Source organism: Planctopirus hydrillae, assembly GCF_001707835.1.
Classification (GTDB): Bacteria; Planctomycetota; Planctomycetia; order Planctomycetales; family Planctomycetaceae; genus Planctopirus; species Planctopirus hydrillae.
Genome location: NZ_LYDR01000152.1, coordinates 85,874 through 101,052, shown reverse-complemented (window position 1 = coordinate 101,052; position 15,179 = coordinate 85,874). Strand labels below are relative to the sequence as shown.

Annotated in this window: 13 protein-coding genes; 6 read left to right on the top strand and 7 right to left on the bottom strand. The window is 53.7% G+C overall.

Annotation, left to right across the window (positions count from 1 at the left end; all coding sequences use genetic code 11):
- The first annotated feature begins 27 nt into the window (after positions 1 to 27).
- Positions 28 to 1,092 (top strand): phosphoribosylformylglycinamidine cyclo-ligase, encoded by a 1,065-nt coding sequence (gene purM / locus A6X21_RS19445; RefSeq protein ID WP_068851477.1) that lies wholly within the window; start codon positions 28 to 30, stop codon positions 1,090 to 1,092.
- Complete coding sequence (locus A6X21_RS19440; protein ID WP_068851474.1) at positions 1,089 to 1,922, top strand: ABC transporter permease; 834 nt, start codon at positions 1,089 to 1,091, stop codon at positions 1,920 to 1,922. The genes purM and A6X21_RS19440 overlap by 4 nt, the downstream gene beginning before the upstream one ends.
- Before the next feature lie 42 nt (positions 1,923 to 1,964).
- Here the strand turns inward: A6X21_RS19440 and A6X21_RS19435 are convergent, their stop codons facing one another.
- The gene (locus A6X21_RS19435) at positions 1,965 to 3,812 is read right to left on the bottom strand and encodes an ABC transporter ATP-binding protein (protein WP_068851471.1); all 1,848 of its coding nucleotides are present in this window, start codon (positions 3,810 to 3,812) and stop codon (positions 1,965 to 1,967) included.
- The gene (locus tag A6X21_RS19430; protein ID WP_068851468.1) at positions 3,809 to 5,761 is read right to left on the bottom strand and encodes an ABC transporter ATP-binding protein; all 1,953 of its coding nucleotides are present in this window, start codon (positions 5,759 to 5,761) and stop codon (positions 3,809 to 3,811) included. The genes A6X21_RS19435 and A6X21_RS19430 overlap by 4 nt, the downstream gene beginning before the upstream one ends.
- Positions 5,762 to 6,120: 359 nt before the next feature.
- Here A6X21_RS19430 and A6X21_RS19425 point away from each other — a divergent pair, with 359 nt between their 5' ends.
- Complete coding sequence (locus A6X21_RS19425) at positions 6,121 to 6,987, top strand: YbaY family lipoprotein (RefSeq protein ID WP_165603874.1); 867 nt, start codon at positions 6,121 to 6,123, stop codon at positions 6,985 to 6,987.
- A gap of 142 nt (positions 6,988 to 7,129) precedes the next feature.
- Here the strand turns inward: A6X21_RS19425 and A6X21_RS19420 are convergent, their stop codons facing one another.
- Both A6X21_RS19420 and A6X21_RS19415 read right to left on the bottom strand, forming a co-directional pair.
- The gene (locus A6X21_RS19420) at positions 7,130 to 8,557 is read right to left on the bottom strand and encodes a hypothetical protein (protein WP_068851462.1); all 1,428 of its coding nucleotides are present in this window, start codon (positions 8,555 to 8,557) and stop codon (positions 7,130 to 7,132) included.
- A 6-nt stretch (positions 8,558 to 8,563) separates the two neighbouring features.
- Positions 8,564 to 9,565, bottom strand: a complete 1,002-nt coding sequence (locus A6X21_RS19415) for a DUF1559 family PulG-like putative transporter (RefSeq protein WP_068851459.1) — start codon at positions 9,563 to 9,565, stop codon at positions 8,564 to 8,566.
- A gap of 282 nt (positions 9,566 to 9,847) precedes the next feature.
- Here A6X21_RS19415 and A6X21_RS19410 point away from each other — a divergent pair, with 282 nt between their 5' ends.
- The 3 genes from A6X21_RS19410 (at position 9,848) to folE (ending at position 12,519) form a co-directional block, all read left to right on the top strand.
- Positions 9,848 to 10,843, top strand: a complete 996-nt coding sequence (locus A6X21_RS19410; RefSeq protein WP_240490334.1) for a MotA/TolQ/ExbB proton channel family protein — start codon at positions 9,848 to 9,850, stop codon at positions 10,841 to 10,843.
- A gap of 127 nt (positions 10,844 to 10,970) precedes the next feature.
- Positions 10,971 to 11,429 carry a Fur family transcriptional regulator gene (locus A6X21_RS19405; protein WP_068851457.1) on the top strand — a complete coding sequence of 153 codons (459 nt, stop codon included), beginning with the start codon at positions 10,971 to 10,973 and terminating at the stop codon, positions 11,427 to 11,429.
- Between the two features lie 421 nt (positions 11,430 to 11,850).
- On the top strand, positions 11,851 to 12,519 hold the full coding sequence (gene folE, locus A6X21_RS19400; RefSeq protein WP_068852248.1) for a GTP cyclohydrolase I FolE: 669 nt from the start codon (positions 11,851 to 11,853) through the stop codon (positions 12,517 to 12,519).
- Positions 12,520 to 12,872: 353 nt separating this feature from the next.
- Here the strand turns inward: folE and A6X21_RS24840 are convergent, their stop codons facing one another.
- The 3 genes from A6X21_RS24840 to A6X21_RS19390 form a co-directional block, all read right to left on the bottom strand.
- The gene (locus tag A6X21_RS24840; protein WP_013109026.1) at positions 12,873 to 13,019 is read right to left on the bottom strand and encodes a hypothetical protein; all 147 of its coding nucleotides are present in this window, start codon (positions 13,017 to 13,019) and stop codon (positions 12,873 to 12,875) included.
- Positions 13,000 to 13,848, bottom strand: a complete 849-nt coding sequence (locus A6X21_RS19395; protein ID WP_068851453.1) for a hypothetical protein — start codon at positions 13,846 to 13,848, stop codon at positions 13,000 to 13,002. The genes A6X21_RS24840 and A6X21_RS19395 overlap by 20 nt, the downstream gene beginning before the upstream one ends.
- A 106-nt stretch (positions 13,849 to 13,954) precedes the next feature.
- A complete protein-coding gene (locus A6X21_RS19390; protein ID WP_068851451.1) occupies positions 13,955 to 14,671 on the bottom strand; it encodes a hypothetical protein in 717 nt (238 codons plus the stop codon).
- Positions 14,672 to 15,179 lie beyond the last annotated feature (508 nt).

The following is a 15,179-nucleotide window of genomic DNA, read 5'->3' as shown; positions in this document are numbered from 1 at the left end:
TTCCTTAGCCTTTTCGGTGCAAATACAATGGCTTCGTTGACGTACGAATCTGCAGGGGTTGATCTCAAGCTTTACGACGAGGCGATGAAGCGGCTACCCGCGCTCATGGCTCGAACTCATACACCGCGGGTTGTGGCCATCAACGACGCCTTTGGCGGATTGTTCCGTCTCAATCACAGCCGCAAACCAGGACAGCACAGTTACGAAGACCCCGTGCTGGTTTCGGGGACCGACGGCGTGGGCACCAAACTCAAAGTGGCCATTCAGCTCAAGAGCTATAAGACGGTTGGTATCGATCTGGTGGGAATGTCTGTCAACGATGTGCTCTGCATGGGAGCCGAGCCTCTCTTCTTCCTCGATTACCTCGCCTTAGGAAAAGACGATCCCGATCTTGTCGCCAGCCTGGTCGAAGGAGTTGCCAAAGGCTGCGAAGAATGTGGAGCAGCTCTCTTAGGCGGTGAAACAGCCATTATGCCGGATATCTACGCGGCCGGTGATTTTGATATGGCTGGCTTTTGCACAGGTGTCGTCGAGCGTAAGCGGCTCATCGACGGAAAAGCAGTCAAACCCGGCGACGTGCTCATTGGTTTGCCTTCGAGTGGATTCCACTCGAATGGTTACAGCCTCGTGCGGAAAGTGGTATTCGAAGTCGCCAGACTCAAGGTCGAGCAACAGATTCCCGAACTCGGCACTACGGTCGGCGAAGCCTTACTCAAGCCCACAAGACTGTATGTCCGTCAGGTGCTGAGTGTCTTGCGGCGATACACCAGCCGTATTGCGGTCAGCGGGTTGGCACATATCACAGGTGGTGGTCTTCGCGATAATATCGAGCGATTTCTGCCTCCCGGAGCCCATGTGGTGATTGATCGAAAATCGTGGGAAGTCCCGGCACTCTTCCGCTGGTTACAATCCTTAGGTGGTATCGACCGGGAAGAAATGTACAAAGTCTTCAATATGGGGATCGGGTTTGTCCTGATTGTCAGACCGCAGTTTGCCGCCAGTATTGAAAAGCAGCTTGTCGCTCTGGGCGAAAATCCAGTTCGCATTGGCGAAGTCAAAAGTGGCGAAACCGGCGTGGAGTACGTGGGATGACAACTGAAAATCGGCAGCTCCAGGCCAACTATCTGCGAGTGCTGATGGTCTTCTTCCGCAATGCTCTGGTGCGCGAACTCTCGTTTCGCAGCAACTTCATGATCACGCTGTTCTCGCGACTTTTCTGGTTCGCAGCTCAAATCGTGATGTTCGATCTGATTTTTCGCGTCGTCCCGCAAATCAATGAGTGGACGAGAGCCGAATACTTCGGCTTCATGGCGACGGGCATGCTCATAAACGCGATCGTCGAGGCGATCTTCATGCCCAATTGTGCCAACTTCAGCGAGATGATCCGCACGGGATCACTCGATTTTGCGTTACTCAAGCCAATTGATACTCAGTTTCTGGTCTCATTTGAAAAGATGGATCTCTCCATGGCGAACCAGATTGTGTTTGCCATCGGGCTGCTGGGCTATGCGATCTATCAGAATGGTGTCTGGCCCTCAGGTTGGGTCCTGGTGATCTATCCTTTATTGCTGCTCTCAGCCGTCGCCTTCTTCTACAGCCTCATGCTGGCGCTGGCCGCATCCAGTATCTGGCTGGGCAGAAACCAGGGTCTGCTCGACTTCTGGTTCTATGTGACTGTCTTTGCCCGCTATCCAGCCAGCATTTACAGCGGTTCGCCGATTGGAGAACTCATACGGTTCACATTCCAGTTCGTGATTCCCATTCTGCTGGTTGTGACTGTCCCCGCGCAGGTCGTGATGTCGATGATCACAGCACCATCCCTGTGGACGCTATTGACCGTGGTCGCGGCCGGATTTTCGCTGTTATGTTCGCGCTGGATTTTCCAGTTCGCACTGACCCAGTATCGCAGTGCGAGTTCTTAAGCTTGTCAACGAAGCGGTGCCGGAGAAGTCGGGCTGTATTGTTCAACCCGCAGGTGGCAGCGTGACAGCACGGGAGAATCGTTCGTACAACCGGGCGTAATGCCCCTGCCTGGCAATCAACTGGTGGTGATTGCCCCGCTCGATGATCTCTCCATGATCAAGCACCAGAATCGTGCTGGCTTCGCGAATGGTGCTGAGCCTGTGCGCCACCACAAAACAGGTGCGGCCCTGCATCACCACTTTGAGTGCCTGTTGCAGACGAATTTCTGTCACAATATCGATGCTGCTCGTCGCTTCATCGAGAATCAGAATTCGCGGATTGGCCAGCAATGCCCGGGCGAAACAGACCATTTGCCGCTGCCCGAGCGAAAGCTGGGCACCACGTTCTCCCACCGGTGTTTCAAGACCTTGCGATAACCCGCTGAATTCCTCCCAGCAACCCAATTGCCGGCAGACACGTTCCACCTCTTCGAGAGAGGCATCGGGCCGGGAAAACCGGATGTTATCCAGCACTGTTCCCGCAAAGAGGAAATTGGTTTGCAGGACAATCCCAATCTGCTGATGGAGCGATTCACTCGTCACTCCCCGCAGATCGACTCCATCCACGCGGATCTGGCCAGAATCGGGGAGCCAGAACCGGGCCACGAGATTGATGATCGACGTCTTGCCACTTCCAGTATGTCCCACCAGAGCAATCGTTTCACCCGGTTCGGCTTTGAAGTTGATCCCCTTCAAAACAGGCCGGCCAGGTTCATAACTGAACCAGACATTGTCGAACTCGACGTGCCCTCGCACATCGGGCAAAGGTCTGGCATCCGGTAAGTCGGTCCATTCCGGCGGTGTATCCAGCAGTGCAAACAGTCGCTCAGCCCCGGCCATCGCCGTCAGTGCCTGATTGTACTGATTGCCAAGAATCTGAATCGGCGAGAAAAACATGTTCGCCATAAAGAAAAAACCGACCAGTTCGCCAATGGTCAGTGTCGAATCGGGTTGTAAAACGCGGTAACTCCCGACAATGAGAAGCAGTACTGCAAAGAACTGGCTGTTGAATTCCAGCAGTGGCAAAAAGAGCCCCTGGGCCTGCATCACACGCGTGTTGTACTTCGAATGGTCCTTCACCAGCAGTTTAAACAACCTCGCATTTTCATCCTGCCGACTGAACCCTTGCGTCACTCGCACACCCAGGACAGATTCCGCCAGAGTGGCTGTCACCCGGCTGAAAGATTCCCGCAGTTGCCGCAAGAGTTCACTCATCAGCTTGTGGAAGTATCGGTTGGTCAACCACAGAATCGGTGCCATCCCCAGCACCAGTAGAAACAGTCCCACGTCGTAATAGAGCATGCAGGCTGCCGCGACGAGCAATTGTCCAAACGCCACCAGGCTGACAAATAACACTTCCTGCACACCGACACGCACATCTTCCATATCCGAAATCATCCGGCTGATGATTCGCCCGACTTTCGTCCGGTTAAAGAAACTCAAGGGCATGTTCTGCAGATGTGCAAACAACTCATTCCGCAGATCTTGAACGACAAGTTCACCCAGTTCCAGAGCGTAGCGCTGACGAAAATGCATCACGAACTGTGTCGAAAGTGCCAGGAGAAAAAATCCCCCCGCAGCCAGCCACACCCCCGGGATATCCCGCGCTGTAACAGGGCCATTAATGGTGAGTGCAATGGCCCACGTTAATGCTGGCAGTTGAATCGCTCGGAGCACGACCGCTACCAGAAGTGCATTCCGTTTGGCTGCATAGGGCCGCATATAAGTCAGAATTCGGGAAATCAGCCGGAAATCCAGAGGCCTGGTCTGTGCCTCGGATTCCTCCTTACGCACCACCTGCGTCAATCCTTGAAGATCTCCGATGATCGCTTGCGGAGCAGAAGTCTTCATACGTTGCGGATCCCTTTCATCTGCGGAAAGGTCGCCCCCTGTCCATTAGACCAAGCACTGGCTTCACGATCCTCTGGTAACGAATCTTCAGGCTCAGTCAGTGTCTGTTCCCATGCCTGCAACTGGGCCATCTGGAAGTAATGGCCATGCATCTGCATCAATTGCTGATGATTGCCCGTTTCAGCCAGCAGCCCGGCATTCAGCACAAAAATCTGATCGGCATGTCTTAACGTACTGACTCGACTCGACACGAGAATGACTGTTCGTTCACCACGAAGTCGATCAAGGGTCTGCTGGATGGCATGCTCAGTTTCGGAGTCCACAGCCGCTGTGGCGTCATCGAGAATCAGAACCGGCGGACGAAGAATCAACGCACGCGCCAGTGAGATTCGCTGTTTCTGACCACCTGAAAGATTCGTGCCATACTCACCAACCACGTTCTGGTATTGCCCAGGCATGGCCGAAATGAATTCTTCCGCAGCCGCCTGGCGGGCCGCGAATTCGATTTCATCGAGAGTCGCCGTGGGCTTACCAAAGGCAATATTGTTCGAGACCGTATTGCTGAATAGAAAACTTTCCTGAAAGACCATCCCGATCTGTCGTCGTAAATGGGGCAGATCCCACGCTTTCAAGTCGACACCATCGAGCAGTATGCGGCCTGAAGTCGGATCATGGAACCTGGTCAGCAATGCCAGTAAGGTCGTTTTTCCCGCACCGGTTTCTCCGGTGATCCCCACCATCTGGCCGGCACCAATCCGCAGGTTGATCTCTTTGAGCACTGGCTTCCCGGGAACATACTCAAAGCTCACCTGCTCCAGCACATATTCTCCACGAACTTGAACCGGCTGTTGTGGCGATGCGGGAGAATCGACTTCGAGTGGCGCATCAAGTATCTCGAAAACTCGTTCAGAGGCAGTCAGGCTGCTCTGAATACTGTTGGCAATATTGGTGACATGGCCCACCTGGTTGGCAAACTCGTGCAACAGGTTAGCAAAGACGAATAACCCCGTCCCGAGAGGCAATTCGCCTCGAATCGTCAGATAACTGCCATACCCGATGAGCACCAGCATATTGATCTGCGTGAGAATCCCCATGATGGGCTGATACAGGCTCAGGCTCCAGAAGATCCCGAATTTATGTTCCACAATCTGGCGGTTGGCTTCGGCAAACCGCTCGATCTGTCCCTTTTCTGCAGCGAATCCTTTCACAACTTGAATGCCCTGCACATTCTCAGAAAGAACCCGCACCATCTCGTCACCCAGCTTGCTGGCCTGCAGATACTGCTCGCGCGACACCCGGGCAAACCAGATAGCACCCCACCACAAAAGTGGTGTCGTCGCGAGGCAGGCAATCGTCAGGCCCACATTCAACCGCAGCATGTAGACAATGCAGACAGCCAGCGTGATCACCACCACGAGGCACTTGATGACCACGCCATCCACAAACTGCCGGATGGCCTGGACATCACCCGCCACTCGATTGATCAGAGAACTGCTGTCATGGTCGTCAAAGTACCGAAACGACAGTCTCTGCAGCTTGTCGTAAACCTCAGTTCGTAATTGAATCACAATCTGCTGGCTCAGTTGGGCCGACACGATCGCCGCCCAGTATTTGATCGCCAGCGACAGAACCGCCATCAACGCCATCATGACAGCGACCGTTGATAACTCCGCCACCAGTGACCAGCTCTCGGGTGGTGCATAGCCCAACGGCCAGCGCACAGCGGGAGCCGCCGGGTCCACAGCCTTTCGCAAGACGTCGATCCCTAACCCTGTGAGTTGAAATCCCACCAGTCCCAGAATGGCAACAAATCCATTGAGGAAGACCACCGCCAGACATTTTTTGCGATATCGCCACGCCAGGCCGAGCAGCCTCAGGACGAGATGACGGGCTGGAGCTGGCGCTTCGTGGGCAGTATTGGGGCGGGAATCGACAGCAGCGGGTGACAAACTTCACATCCATGCATCGTCTAAGAGAACCATGGCCATTGTCTTCTTGCCAGTCCTCTCGCGGAATTGTCTGCAACACAACTGCTTTAGAGTAATAGCCCTTCTCCCGGCATTTCAACCGCTAAGGTCAATTCCATTGAGTGCTTTGACAATTCTCCCCTGATTGATCTGGGTCAACGAAGCACACGATGCGTACACTTTTCCATTTTTCCAGTGGACAAAACAGCCGCTTTCATGCGAGAACGACTGAATTGGTCGTTAAGATACCGGCCAGCCAGTTTCAATTTCAGCTTCATTCATCCAATGGAGCGATGGAGTTACGGAAAACTTCAGGGCGAGACATCTCAGGAGGCTTAGTCATGGCAAGGTTGTGGAAGAAGATTGCTGGTCAAGGATTGTGTCAACTGGTGGCACTTCTGGCTCTTTGCTCTAGCGGGACGGTTCAAGCCCAACTGGGAACCTTTCAGCCCGATGATCGATCCCGCGGTATTCAAGGCGTGGACCCTCGTCTGGCTCAACCTCGATTGTTGCCTCCCACTCCGCAGTTCCCGCAGCCCAATCTTCCCCGTTGGAAAATGGGAATTGAAGGCGAAGACTTCGATGTCGGCGTGCGCGTGACGGAAGTTTACCGGCCCACGCCGGCCAGCCGGGCCGGGATTGAGGTCGACGACATCATCATCACGGTCAACGGCTATCAGGTCGGTATCGTCAACGGCCAGCTCTTTGACATCGGAGAAGAGTTTCAAAAACGAGCCGACTCTCGCGGGTACGTCAACCTGCTCATCTGGAATCACCGGGATCGCACACTGGCCAATCGCGTGGTTCGACTTGAACGATCCTTGATACCCAATCCTCCATCGAGACTCTCGACTCTGGTAGGAACAGTGACCTACCGCGAGCGCATGGCTCTGCCACCAAACTCTGTGGTCGAAGTTCGACTCGTCGACATCACGGATAACCCCCGGTTCCCTCGTGTGCTGGTCGATGAAGTCATCGAGAATCCACGAAGTGTGCCCGTTTCTTTCCGGCTGAACTTCGATGGCGACGAGATTGATCAAAGACGCATTTACGCCATTGATGCACAAATCTGGACACAGGGCCGACTCCAGTGGTCGACAGCCACTCCCGTGCAGGTCATTACTCGCGGCAACCCCAATCGCAGCATTGATCTTGTGCTGACACGAGCGGTCGTGGCCCCGGTCTTTGATGGTGGTTTTGGTCGCTGAAATTTTGCTGATTGTCTCTCATGAATCGATGACCGGCATGCCGCATCGATGATGCGATCCATCGAAACATCGAACTTGTCACAACTGATCAGCCCGGCTTCTTGATTGAGGCCGGGCTGCTTTGCTGGCAGTTCATCGTGCTTCAATTCTTTCCGCGGGGATGGCGTGCCGCCTCTTCTCGAGAAGCGGTCAGGCGATTCTGATTGTGCCATTGCAGGAATTTGAGATCTTCCGGAGTGTTTGTGGTCACATCGAAGAAAACCACTCCCATTTCGTCAGAAGTCTGTTCTCCCCAGAAAATGTCTTGCGGTGGTTGATGGGGATTCCTGGGGTTAGACGATGAGTTGTTGTAAACAAACGTTGTCCTGAGGCGTGTTCCACCCCGTAATGTCAATGGAGTTCGAGGCACATAGACCTGCTGCCAGTTCATATTCCAGCGCGGGATCTCGAGCAGAATTGTCGGCCCTGTCTCGAAGTCGATGGCTTCAATCAGCACGGAAGTCGCCACTTGATGTGCATGCGGAGCAATGCCATAAATTGTCACGTCCACTGGCAGAACGTACTCCGCGACATGCCGATGCGCAGCTCGATCCGCCGGAATCTGAAGATCCAGATTCGCCATGATCAGTTCCACCACCTGCTTCTGGACAGGTTCTTTCGCGAAATGGATTTTGATTCGCGAGCGATCATGCTCCACTCGCCCCGAAGGATGATAATGCATCTGCAAGACGAGATCGGCACCGCGATCCACCTTGCGGGCCACCCCGGAAGGAAATGCCATCGGCTGTGCCCCCGGTGCCCAGCCTCCCAAGGTGCTTGAGGCGGTAAATCCGCTGCCGCCATATCTGCGGTAGCCCAGTTCGGTCGTTTCGGCATCCATCTCGCGAGCCGTTCCCGAAGTATCAGCCATAAAGCTGGCATGATGGACCACGCTGGCCACCCCCGACTCAAACTCAATCGCCTGGATCCATTGATGCTTCGTCCAGCCTGTGGGGATCGGCACGTACAAATAGATATCGTCTCCCTCTGCCGGAACTTCAAAACTCGAAGGAAGTTCAAAGACGGCATCAGGCTCGCCTAGTGATGGCCTCTTCATCTGAATCGCCTGCCCGACTGCCTCACTGGTCGTTCTGCCATTGGGCAAAAAGGGATCACCGGCCAGTCTCCCCTGTTGAACCCACTCGGCAAAGTGCTGCTGCTCAGTGGCGGTTAAACGCCGCTCATGCTGTAAGGGTAAACCTCGGGCAGAGGGTGGCCAGGGAGGCATACTTCCCTGCTGAATCATTTGCAGGCTGGTCAGCGCATGGGCTTTTGCTTGCGCGAAACCCTCTAATGAGAATGGTGCCAGTCCTCCCTCACGATGACACTCCAGACAATGAGCCCGCAGAAGAGGCTCAATTTCACCATGATAGGTTCGCACGGTAGCCATAGTCTTTGTATTGCCGGATGAATCTGCTGCATCCGGTTGCTGACGAATACCTGTCTGCCCCGACGCAATGTGAACACCACTGACGAGCAAACTGCTCAAAGTCACTATGATCGACAGGCAATACGTCAGTTCACGCAACATGAAGCATTACTCCCCGGTCGTCTGACTGGAGGCGAGCTTTCCCGAGGGCCACTGGAAATGATCTGCCTGCTGATCCGAGAGGCTCGCCGTCTCCCATGCTGCCGACTCAGGATGAGTGACTCCGAAATTCTGCCAGAGGTCACGATCAATCCGACTCGAAACAAACTGAACTCGTCCATCAGCAAACAGCGCATGCACACCTCCCGCATGGTGGCTTCGTGCGGCTGCCGTATCAGTCAGGTAGCCATCGCCATGAACGCAGGGCATGTTGGCCCGAACATTGTTATGCAAGGCATTCTGCGGATCACAGAGCCTCGGATTCGGGTACAGCCTGTCCGGCTCCAGGCTGTTGGGAGGCAAAGAGGTGAATATCAGACTCATACCCGCTTCATCGCCCCAGAGACCGCCACGAAGGTCAGTCCGTGTTCCCGTGATGTACTCAGCCATGAGCAGCAGCGAAGCTCGACCTCGCTCCACACGATTCAGATCGAGTCCAGAATTCGCAAAGAATGGTCCACGTTTGAGGGCAACATCAGCCATTGTTCGACCAAAACAGGCCATGTAGTTGGTCATCGCCTGGTCACCACACTTGAGATTGTTCTTGACGGCTCCGCCTCGCAAATCCGACGGACAGAGCAGTTCTGGCCTGGGCAGGCTGGTGACATGTTCGTTTTCGGATGAGCACCATGTGACGCCAGGAACTGGTCGGAGCGTTTCCTCACCAAGAACTTCCAGGAGCTTGGCATAGTAGGTGGTGCGGGGCGCGTCGTATTGAAATCTTCCCCAGAGCACACCGGGTGGCAATGTGCCATAAGCCGATTCATGGGCCGACAATCCTGTGGACAGTCGCGACAACCTATGCTGGCACAGAACCTTACGCTGACTCTCGCGAGAATTCAGTACTGCCGGAACAGCGATTCCACAAACCACCAGGCCAATAGCAATCGATAAAACCACTTCAGGCCACCAGAACATGGAAGTGACATCCAGGCCGCTTGATCGATCCATTGGGTTCATCCTTGACTCCTCTCCACACAATGAAAAACCTCCTCGTCCGATTCATCGCTGAGCAGTCTTCAATGGGAGGAAGAGTTTCTCGGAAAGTGCCGGTGGAAACGCTTGTACTTTGGAGAAGTTCTGGCGCGAAGATGGAAACGGTTCAATTTCAATGGCCGAAATCTCCAAAAACCTCTCTCACGATGAATTGCCCAAGTCGATAGACTGTTGTGCCATCGTGACTTCTGTCACTTTCTGGCCAAATTTCTGATAGGCAGTTTTTCCGGTGCGATCATGCGAATGGAATCTGAAGGTCTCACTCAAATTCCGGCATCCCGAACACAGGGTCATCGCCCCCGCGCCAATCGTACGCAAACCGTTCACCGCAAGAGCTTTAAGTTTTCTTTTCTTCCTCAGGCCTGCCTCTGCCTGATGCTGTGTCTGGTGATGGCCTCCGGGATGGTGGCAGTCCATCAGAGTGATGCTCTGGCACAAGGGGGAGATTCCACAGCGATCGGTCCCTCCGCTTCTGATGCAACCAATGCTCAGGCAGTTCCGAGCACAGAGGAGAGCCAGAAGCCAGCAACGAAGATTCCGGAAACTCCTCTGGAGATTCTCAACGGATTAGGTGTTTTTGTTTATCCTCTGGGCCTGGCATCCGTACTGGTCTTGTGGGTCACCATTGAGCGACTGGTTGTGCTGAGGCGCAGCCGCGTGATTCCCCAGCCCTTTGTCCGACGTTTCTTTGATCACATGCGGGAGGGACATCTCGATCCGAAAACATCTCTCCAGTTGTGTGAAGAAAATGGCAGCCCAATTTCGATTGTGTTTGCACACGGTCTGCGGAAGTGGGGAAAGCCGAGCGTGGAAGTTGAACAGGCCATCATTGATGGCGGCGAACGCCAGACCAGCCAATTGCGAAAACACATTCGAGTTCTGAATGGGGCGGCCACGGTGGCTCCGTTAATCGGTCTATTAGGAACAGTGGCCGGCATGATCGAGAGCTTCAATACCATCGCTGCCAAGCAGGCGATGGGAAGGACGGAAGATCTGGCGGCTGGCATCGGGCTGGCACTGCTGACGACAGCGGCTGGTCTGCTCATCGCGATTCCTGCACTGATCATGTACATGTATTTTGCAGGGCGCGTCGATTCGTTGATCATCGAAATGGATGGGCTGGCTCAGGACCTTGTCGATTTGATTTCAGCCGAAGGACTTGCTGATCAGGAGCGAGCCGCTCGCGCTACATCATCTTCCAGCAAATCGACAGAGGTTAAAAAACCTGCCTGAGCGATGCATTTCCTCGATCTGCCGCCTGATCGACGCACGACAAGTTGCGGAAACCCATACAAGGTTCTATAGTTGCATAAATCTGCAATTGTCAATTACCAGCCGTTTCGCCATTGGAATTTTCGGTATGTCGAAGGAAGCTGAAACCGATGCCGGTTCGGTTGCTGAAATTCGCCGTGTTTTGGGGAAAGCCAATCTACGCACCACAGCGGCTCGTATTGCTGTCCTTCGCCAATTGCAACAGGCGACAGCGCCAGTCACCCATGCCGAGGTCGCGGAAGAACTTGTACCGACGGGGTTCGACAAAGCGACAGTTTTCCGCAATCTGACCGATCTCGTGGATGCAGGGCTCGTCACTCGCAGTGAACTGGGCGACCATGTCTGGCGATTTGAGTTGAACGATCTCAACAATCCCGAAAAAGATCAGCATCCCCACTTTGTCTGCATTACTTGTGGAAAAGTGACCTGCCTCCATGGCAGCGAACTCCCCAAATTTGACAAAGAGAGCTGGGCCCGTATCGGCAAAGTTAATGAGATTCTGCTCAAGGGCTTCTGTGTCCAATGTGCCAACAGCACCAAAAGCTGAAGCTGTTCGCTTGAGTTATGATTCTCACGAGATTCGAAATTCTGGTGAGGCGGCTTTGTGTGTGCCATGCTTGCAGCTTTGGGCAAGCATGGCTTTGGAACCAACACCGCCCTGTTACTTCCCGCGAAACGCATGAGCATGCAAATCAGCGTGAGGGATATCCGTCTTCTTGACAGAAAATCACCTGCAAATCCTTGAATGGTGACTTCATCCGCCTACCATTCGAAGTGATTAAGGCGAGAATATCTGGCAATCTGATGGAGTTCCTATCAGCCGCCTTCGGTCAAGTGATACCGACATTCTCGCTCTCTGATTCACTCCCCGATTTGACTCACTGCGATATTCACACAGCGGAGATACTATGAGCATGGCCGATGAATACTCTGACGACGACGGCGATTGCATTCACGGTAAAGCCTCATTGCCGCATGGGTCGGGCTCAGCAATAGATGTTTTGGGAGATAGCGGCCAGACTCAACTCGTCACCAGTGGTCATTCTTCCGCCCTACCACCTTCGCCTCGAGAAACGAGAGCCGAGCCGGATTTGCCCCGAATTCAGCGGGCTGTCCGTGAGATTCTCTCTGCGATCGGCGAAAACCCTGATCGGGAAGGTCTTCAGGAAACCCCTGCCCGCGTGGCTCGTATGTTTGCCGAGTTAACAGCCGGCTTGCGCTGTGATCCCGCCCGACATCTCGAACGCGTCTTTCCCGAGCAGTACGACGAACTCGTGCTGGTCAAGGATATCAGCTTTAACAGCATGTGTGAGCATCATCTCCTGCCCTTTATGGGCGTGGCTCACATCGGTTACCTGCCTCGGGGAAAAGTTGTGGGCTTAAGCAAGCTCGCCCGCATTGTGGATGAGATTTCTCATCAACCACAGGTTCAGGAACGCATGACTCAGCAGATTGCCGACCTCATGCAAAGCGTGCTCGACCCCAAGGGTGTGATCGTCGTGCTGGAAGCAACTCACACCTGTATGACGATTCGCGGCATCCGCAAACCTGGCTCGCTCACGATCACCAGTGCTGTCCGTGGACTCTTCAAGACTAACCAGGCCAGCCGGGCCGAGGTAATGTCGCTCATGAAGTGATGTCACTCATACAGCAGCGAAGAAGGATGTAGTGCAGAGCCTCGCCTCAGGCATCTCTTTGTGCCACGCTTGCGGCTCTGAACCTTCTATTTCACGCAACTGCCACCTGAGGGTGGCCCGGCCAACTCGTGCCCAACGTACTAACACTGGTTGTCGTGACTCTTCACGACAACAAGAAGCCGCGCCATGCGCATGCCCTACCACTTGAGCTTGCCTTGAATACACGCCACTGTAGGCTTTGCGAAAGGGCGTGGTCGCTACCAGAATGCTGACGCGAGCATGATAATTCGGGTTGTATAAGATCATCCGCATGCAGTGACAGATCGCCGCCCGCACAATTTTTGCCAATGGTCTTACGGCACGACTTTCCAGCCGTATTCACCCAATTCCAGCACTAAGAAAATAATGCCGGCAATCAGTGCCGAGAGCGAAACAAACAGCAGGGCATCATAGATCCCGGGGCTGGGTGCATCACTGGAGTTAGAGCCGCGTGGTGACATTATCGCCTCGTTGAATAGTGCTGTTCTTTGTTCGTTCGACCACTTCACCAACAGCGCGATCAGGCGTGATGAAGTTCAAGCGGATTTTTCCCAGATATCGATCATTGCGATAGATCGTCAGTTCATGACCTTTGGTTAATCCGTCATCGCTGCCGAGACTGATTTCCACAGTCTCGCTGGTTCCAGGCCGAGCAGGACGAAGATCCATGACCACACCAGTGACAGGTGGTGGCGGTGTCGTGGAAACCACCATACTTTTGATGTCTGTGGGGAGATCTTTGGATGCAAGGAACGACTTCATCGTCGCGATTTCTCGCAAGGATTCTTCGTGTTTAGCAAGCAGTGCATCCAATTTGACCTTGGCACCGAAAATCTCGTCGCTCAATTTGTTGTTCGCGGTAATCAACTGATTGCGGGAATTTTCCAGCTCGATATTTCTCGCCCGCTGGAGCTGTGCCTCGAGTAGGCGCTGTTCAGCTTCCGAGGTGCTGAGCCCGGCAATCTTCTGCTCCGAATTGGCCAGTGCCTTCAGTCGTGCCGTTTCTGCTTCGAGAGAAGTGTTCCGCAGAGTCAGTGCGTTCTTTTCTCCGGTCAGTTGAGTCACCTGCTGCTGCAGGTCAGCCTCTTTCTTGGCGGCAGCATCGGCAGCCTGAGTGAGTGCTGTCGACTTCTCGACCAGTTCCTTTTTAGCAACATCAAGTTGCTTCTGGGTGTTTTCTTTCGCCGTTCGCCAGTTCACCTGGGCCGTATAAATAGCACCGGCAAAGCCCATGAAGACCACGGCCAGCACCAGATGCAGCACAACAAGAATTTTGCCAACAAATGTCATAGCGAACCTCAGGTCCGTTCAGCCGGGAAAACTTCAAATTCCATGTCAGACTTCAGCAGCGATTTCAGCGATCTGAATTCCAATGCCGATTTTTCAAAAATGAAGACTACGTCGCAGATTTCAATGACAGCGGCGCTCCGTCAGCAGGCACCTGATCGTCGTAAGGCTCACCTAACAACTGCTTCAACTGAGCCTGACGCCGTTTCAACCGATCGAGATTCTGTTCCAGACGCAACAGTTCATCTGTCAGTGCATTTTTCTGCTGCGTCGCGGCAAACAAGTCATTGCGAATCAGTTCGAGCTGATTTTTCAACCGGTAAACCTCAGCCCTTCGCTCTTCACCTTCACCACGAACCTTTTCAATCTCGCCACCCAGGCGAGCTGCTTCCTCAGTCGCCGCGAGAATCTTTGCTCGCACTGCATCGAGATTCTTGAGCAGTTCAGCTTCACGGCTCACGAGAGCCTGCTCATCGTCTTTTCGTAACGCCTGAATCTGTGGGATGCGTGGCTTCAATGCGTCGATTTCGGCCTGAGTTTTCTGCAGCTTGTCACTCAATTCCTGATTCAACTTCTGTTTGGCCGAGTTGACCACCTCGGAGAGAATCACACCTGAGCCAGCGGATTCTTTGGTCAATCGATGTGTTGCAGTGTACGTCGTCTTCTCACCCGGCTGCGAATTGAACTCGAAATAGTCATTCAAAGGAGAGTTTTGGGTGTCACCCACCCAGTTGCGACCACCATTAGCCAGCGAAGCCGCAAAGGCGGCAAAGCCCAGGCTGGCTGCCACCACGATCACCACCAGTATTCGTCCAAGCTGAGCCATTCGTCGGCAAATCCCCAGAAATTGTTACTCAGCAATCCACAGAGTCAGTGAATGAAAACAAACGATGGGCAGATCCCAGATCGAGCCTGAAACTCGTTCTCAGCCCAAAACTCGTTCACATTGGGAAAAGGCAAACTTTGTCGGATCGATGCGTTGCACCACCTGCTGAACATCAGTGTGAACACTTCGTCCAGCTTTGTGTAACTTCTCTACTATAGAAATGCAGAAAAATCGGTGTCAACGAGGAATCGGGCAAGACTTCAAGTCTTATCTGGGTTTTCGGCTTTCAGCGGCTACTGACCGCAGAATCGCTTGCTGAGGCGTCAGAATCATCATCAAGAGAGCTTCATAAGCAGCAGCATCTTATGTTTTTTCCGTGAATGACGATCCTTCCGATTGTCCGGTTGGGCAATTGGCAGCATGATATCGGCAACTTACGCATTCACTCGGCCATCCAGGCGGCTCGAAATCGTTTCTTAACCGTCCTGGTTTCGCTGACGTTTGCTTC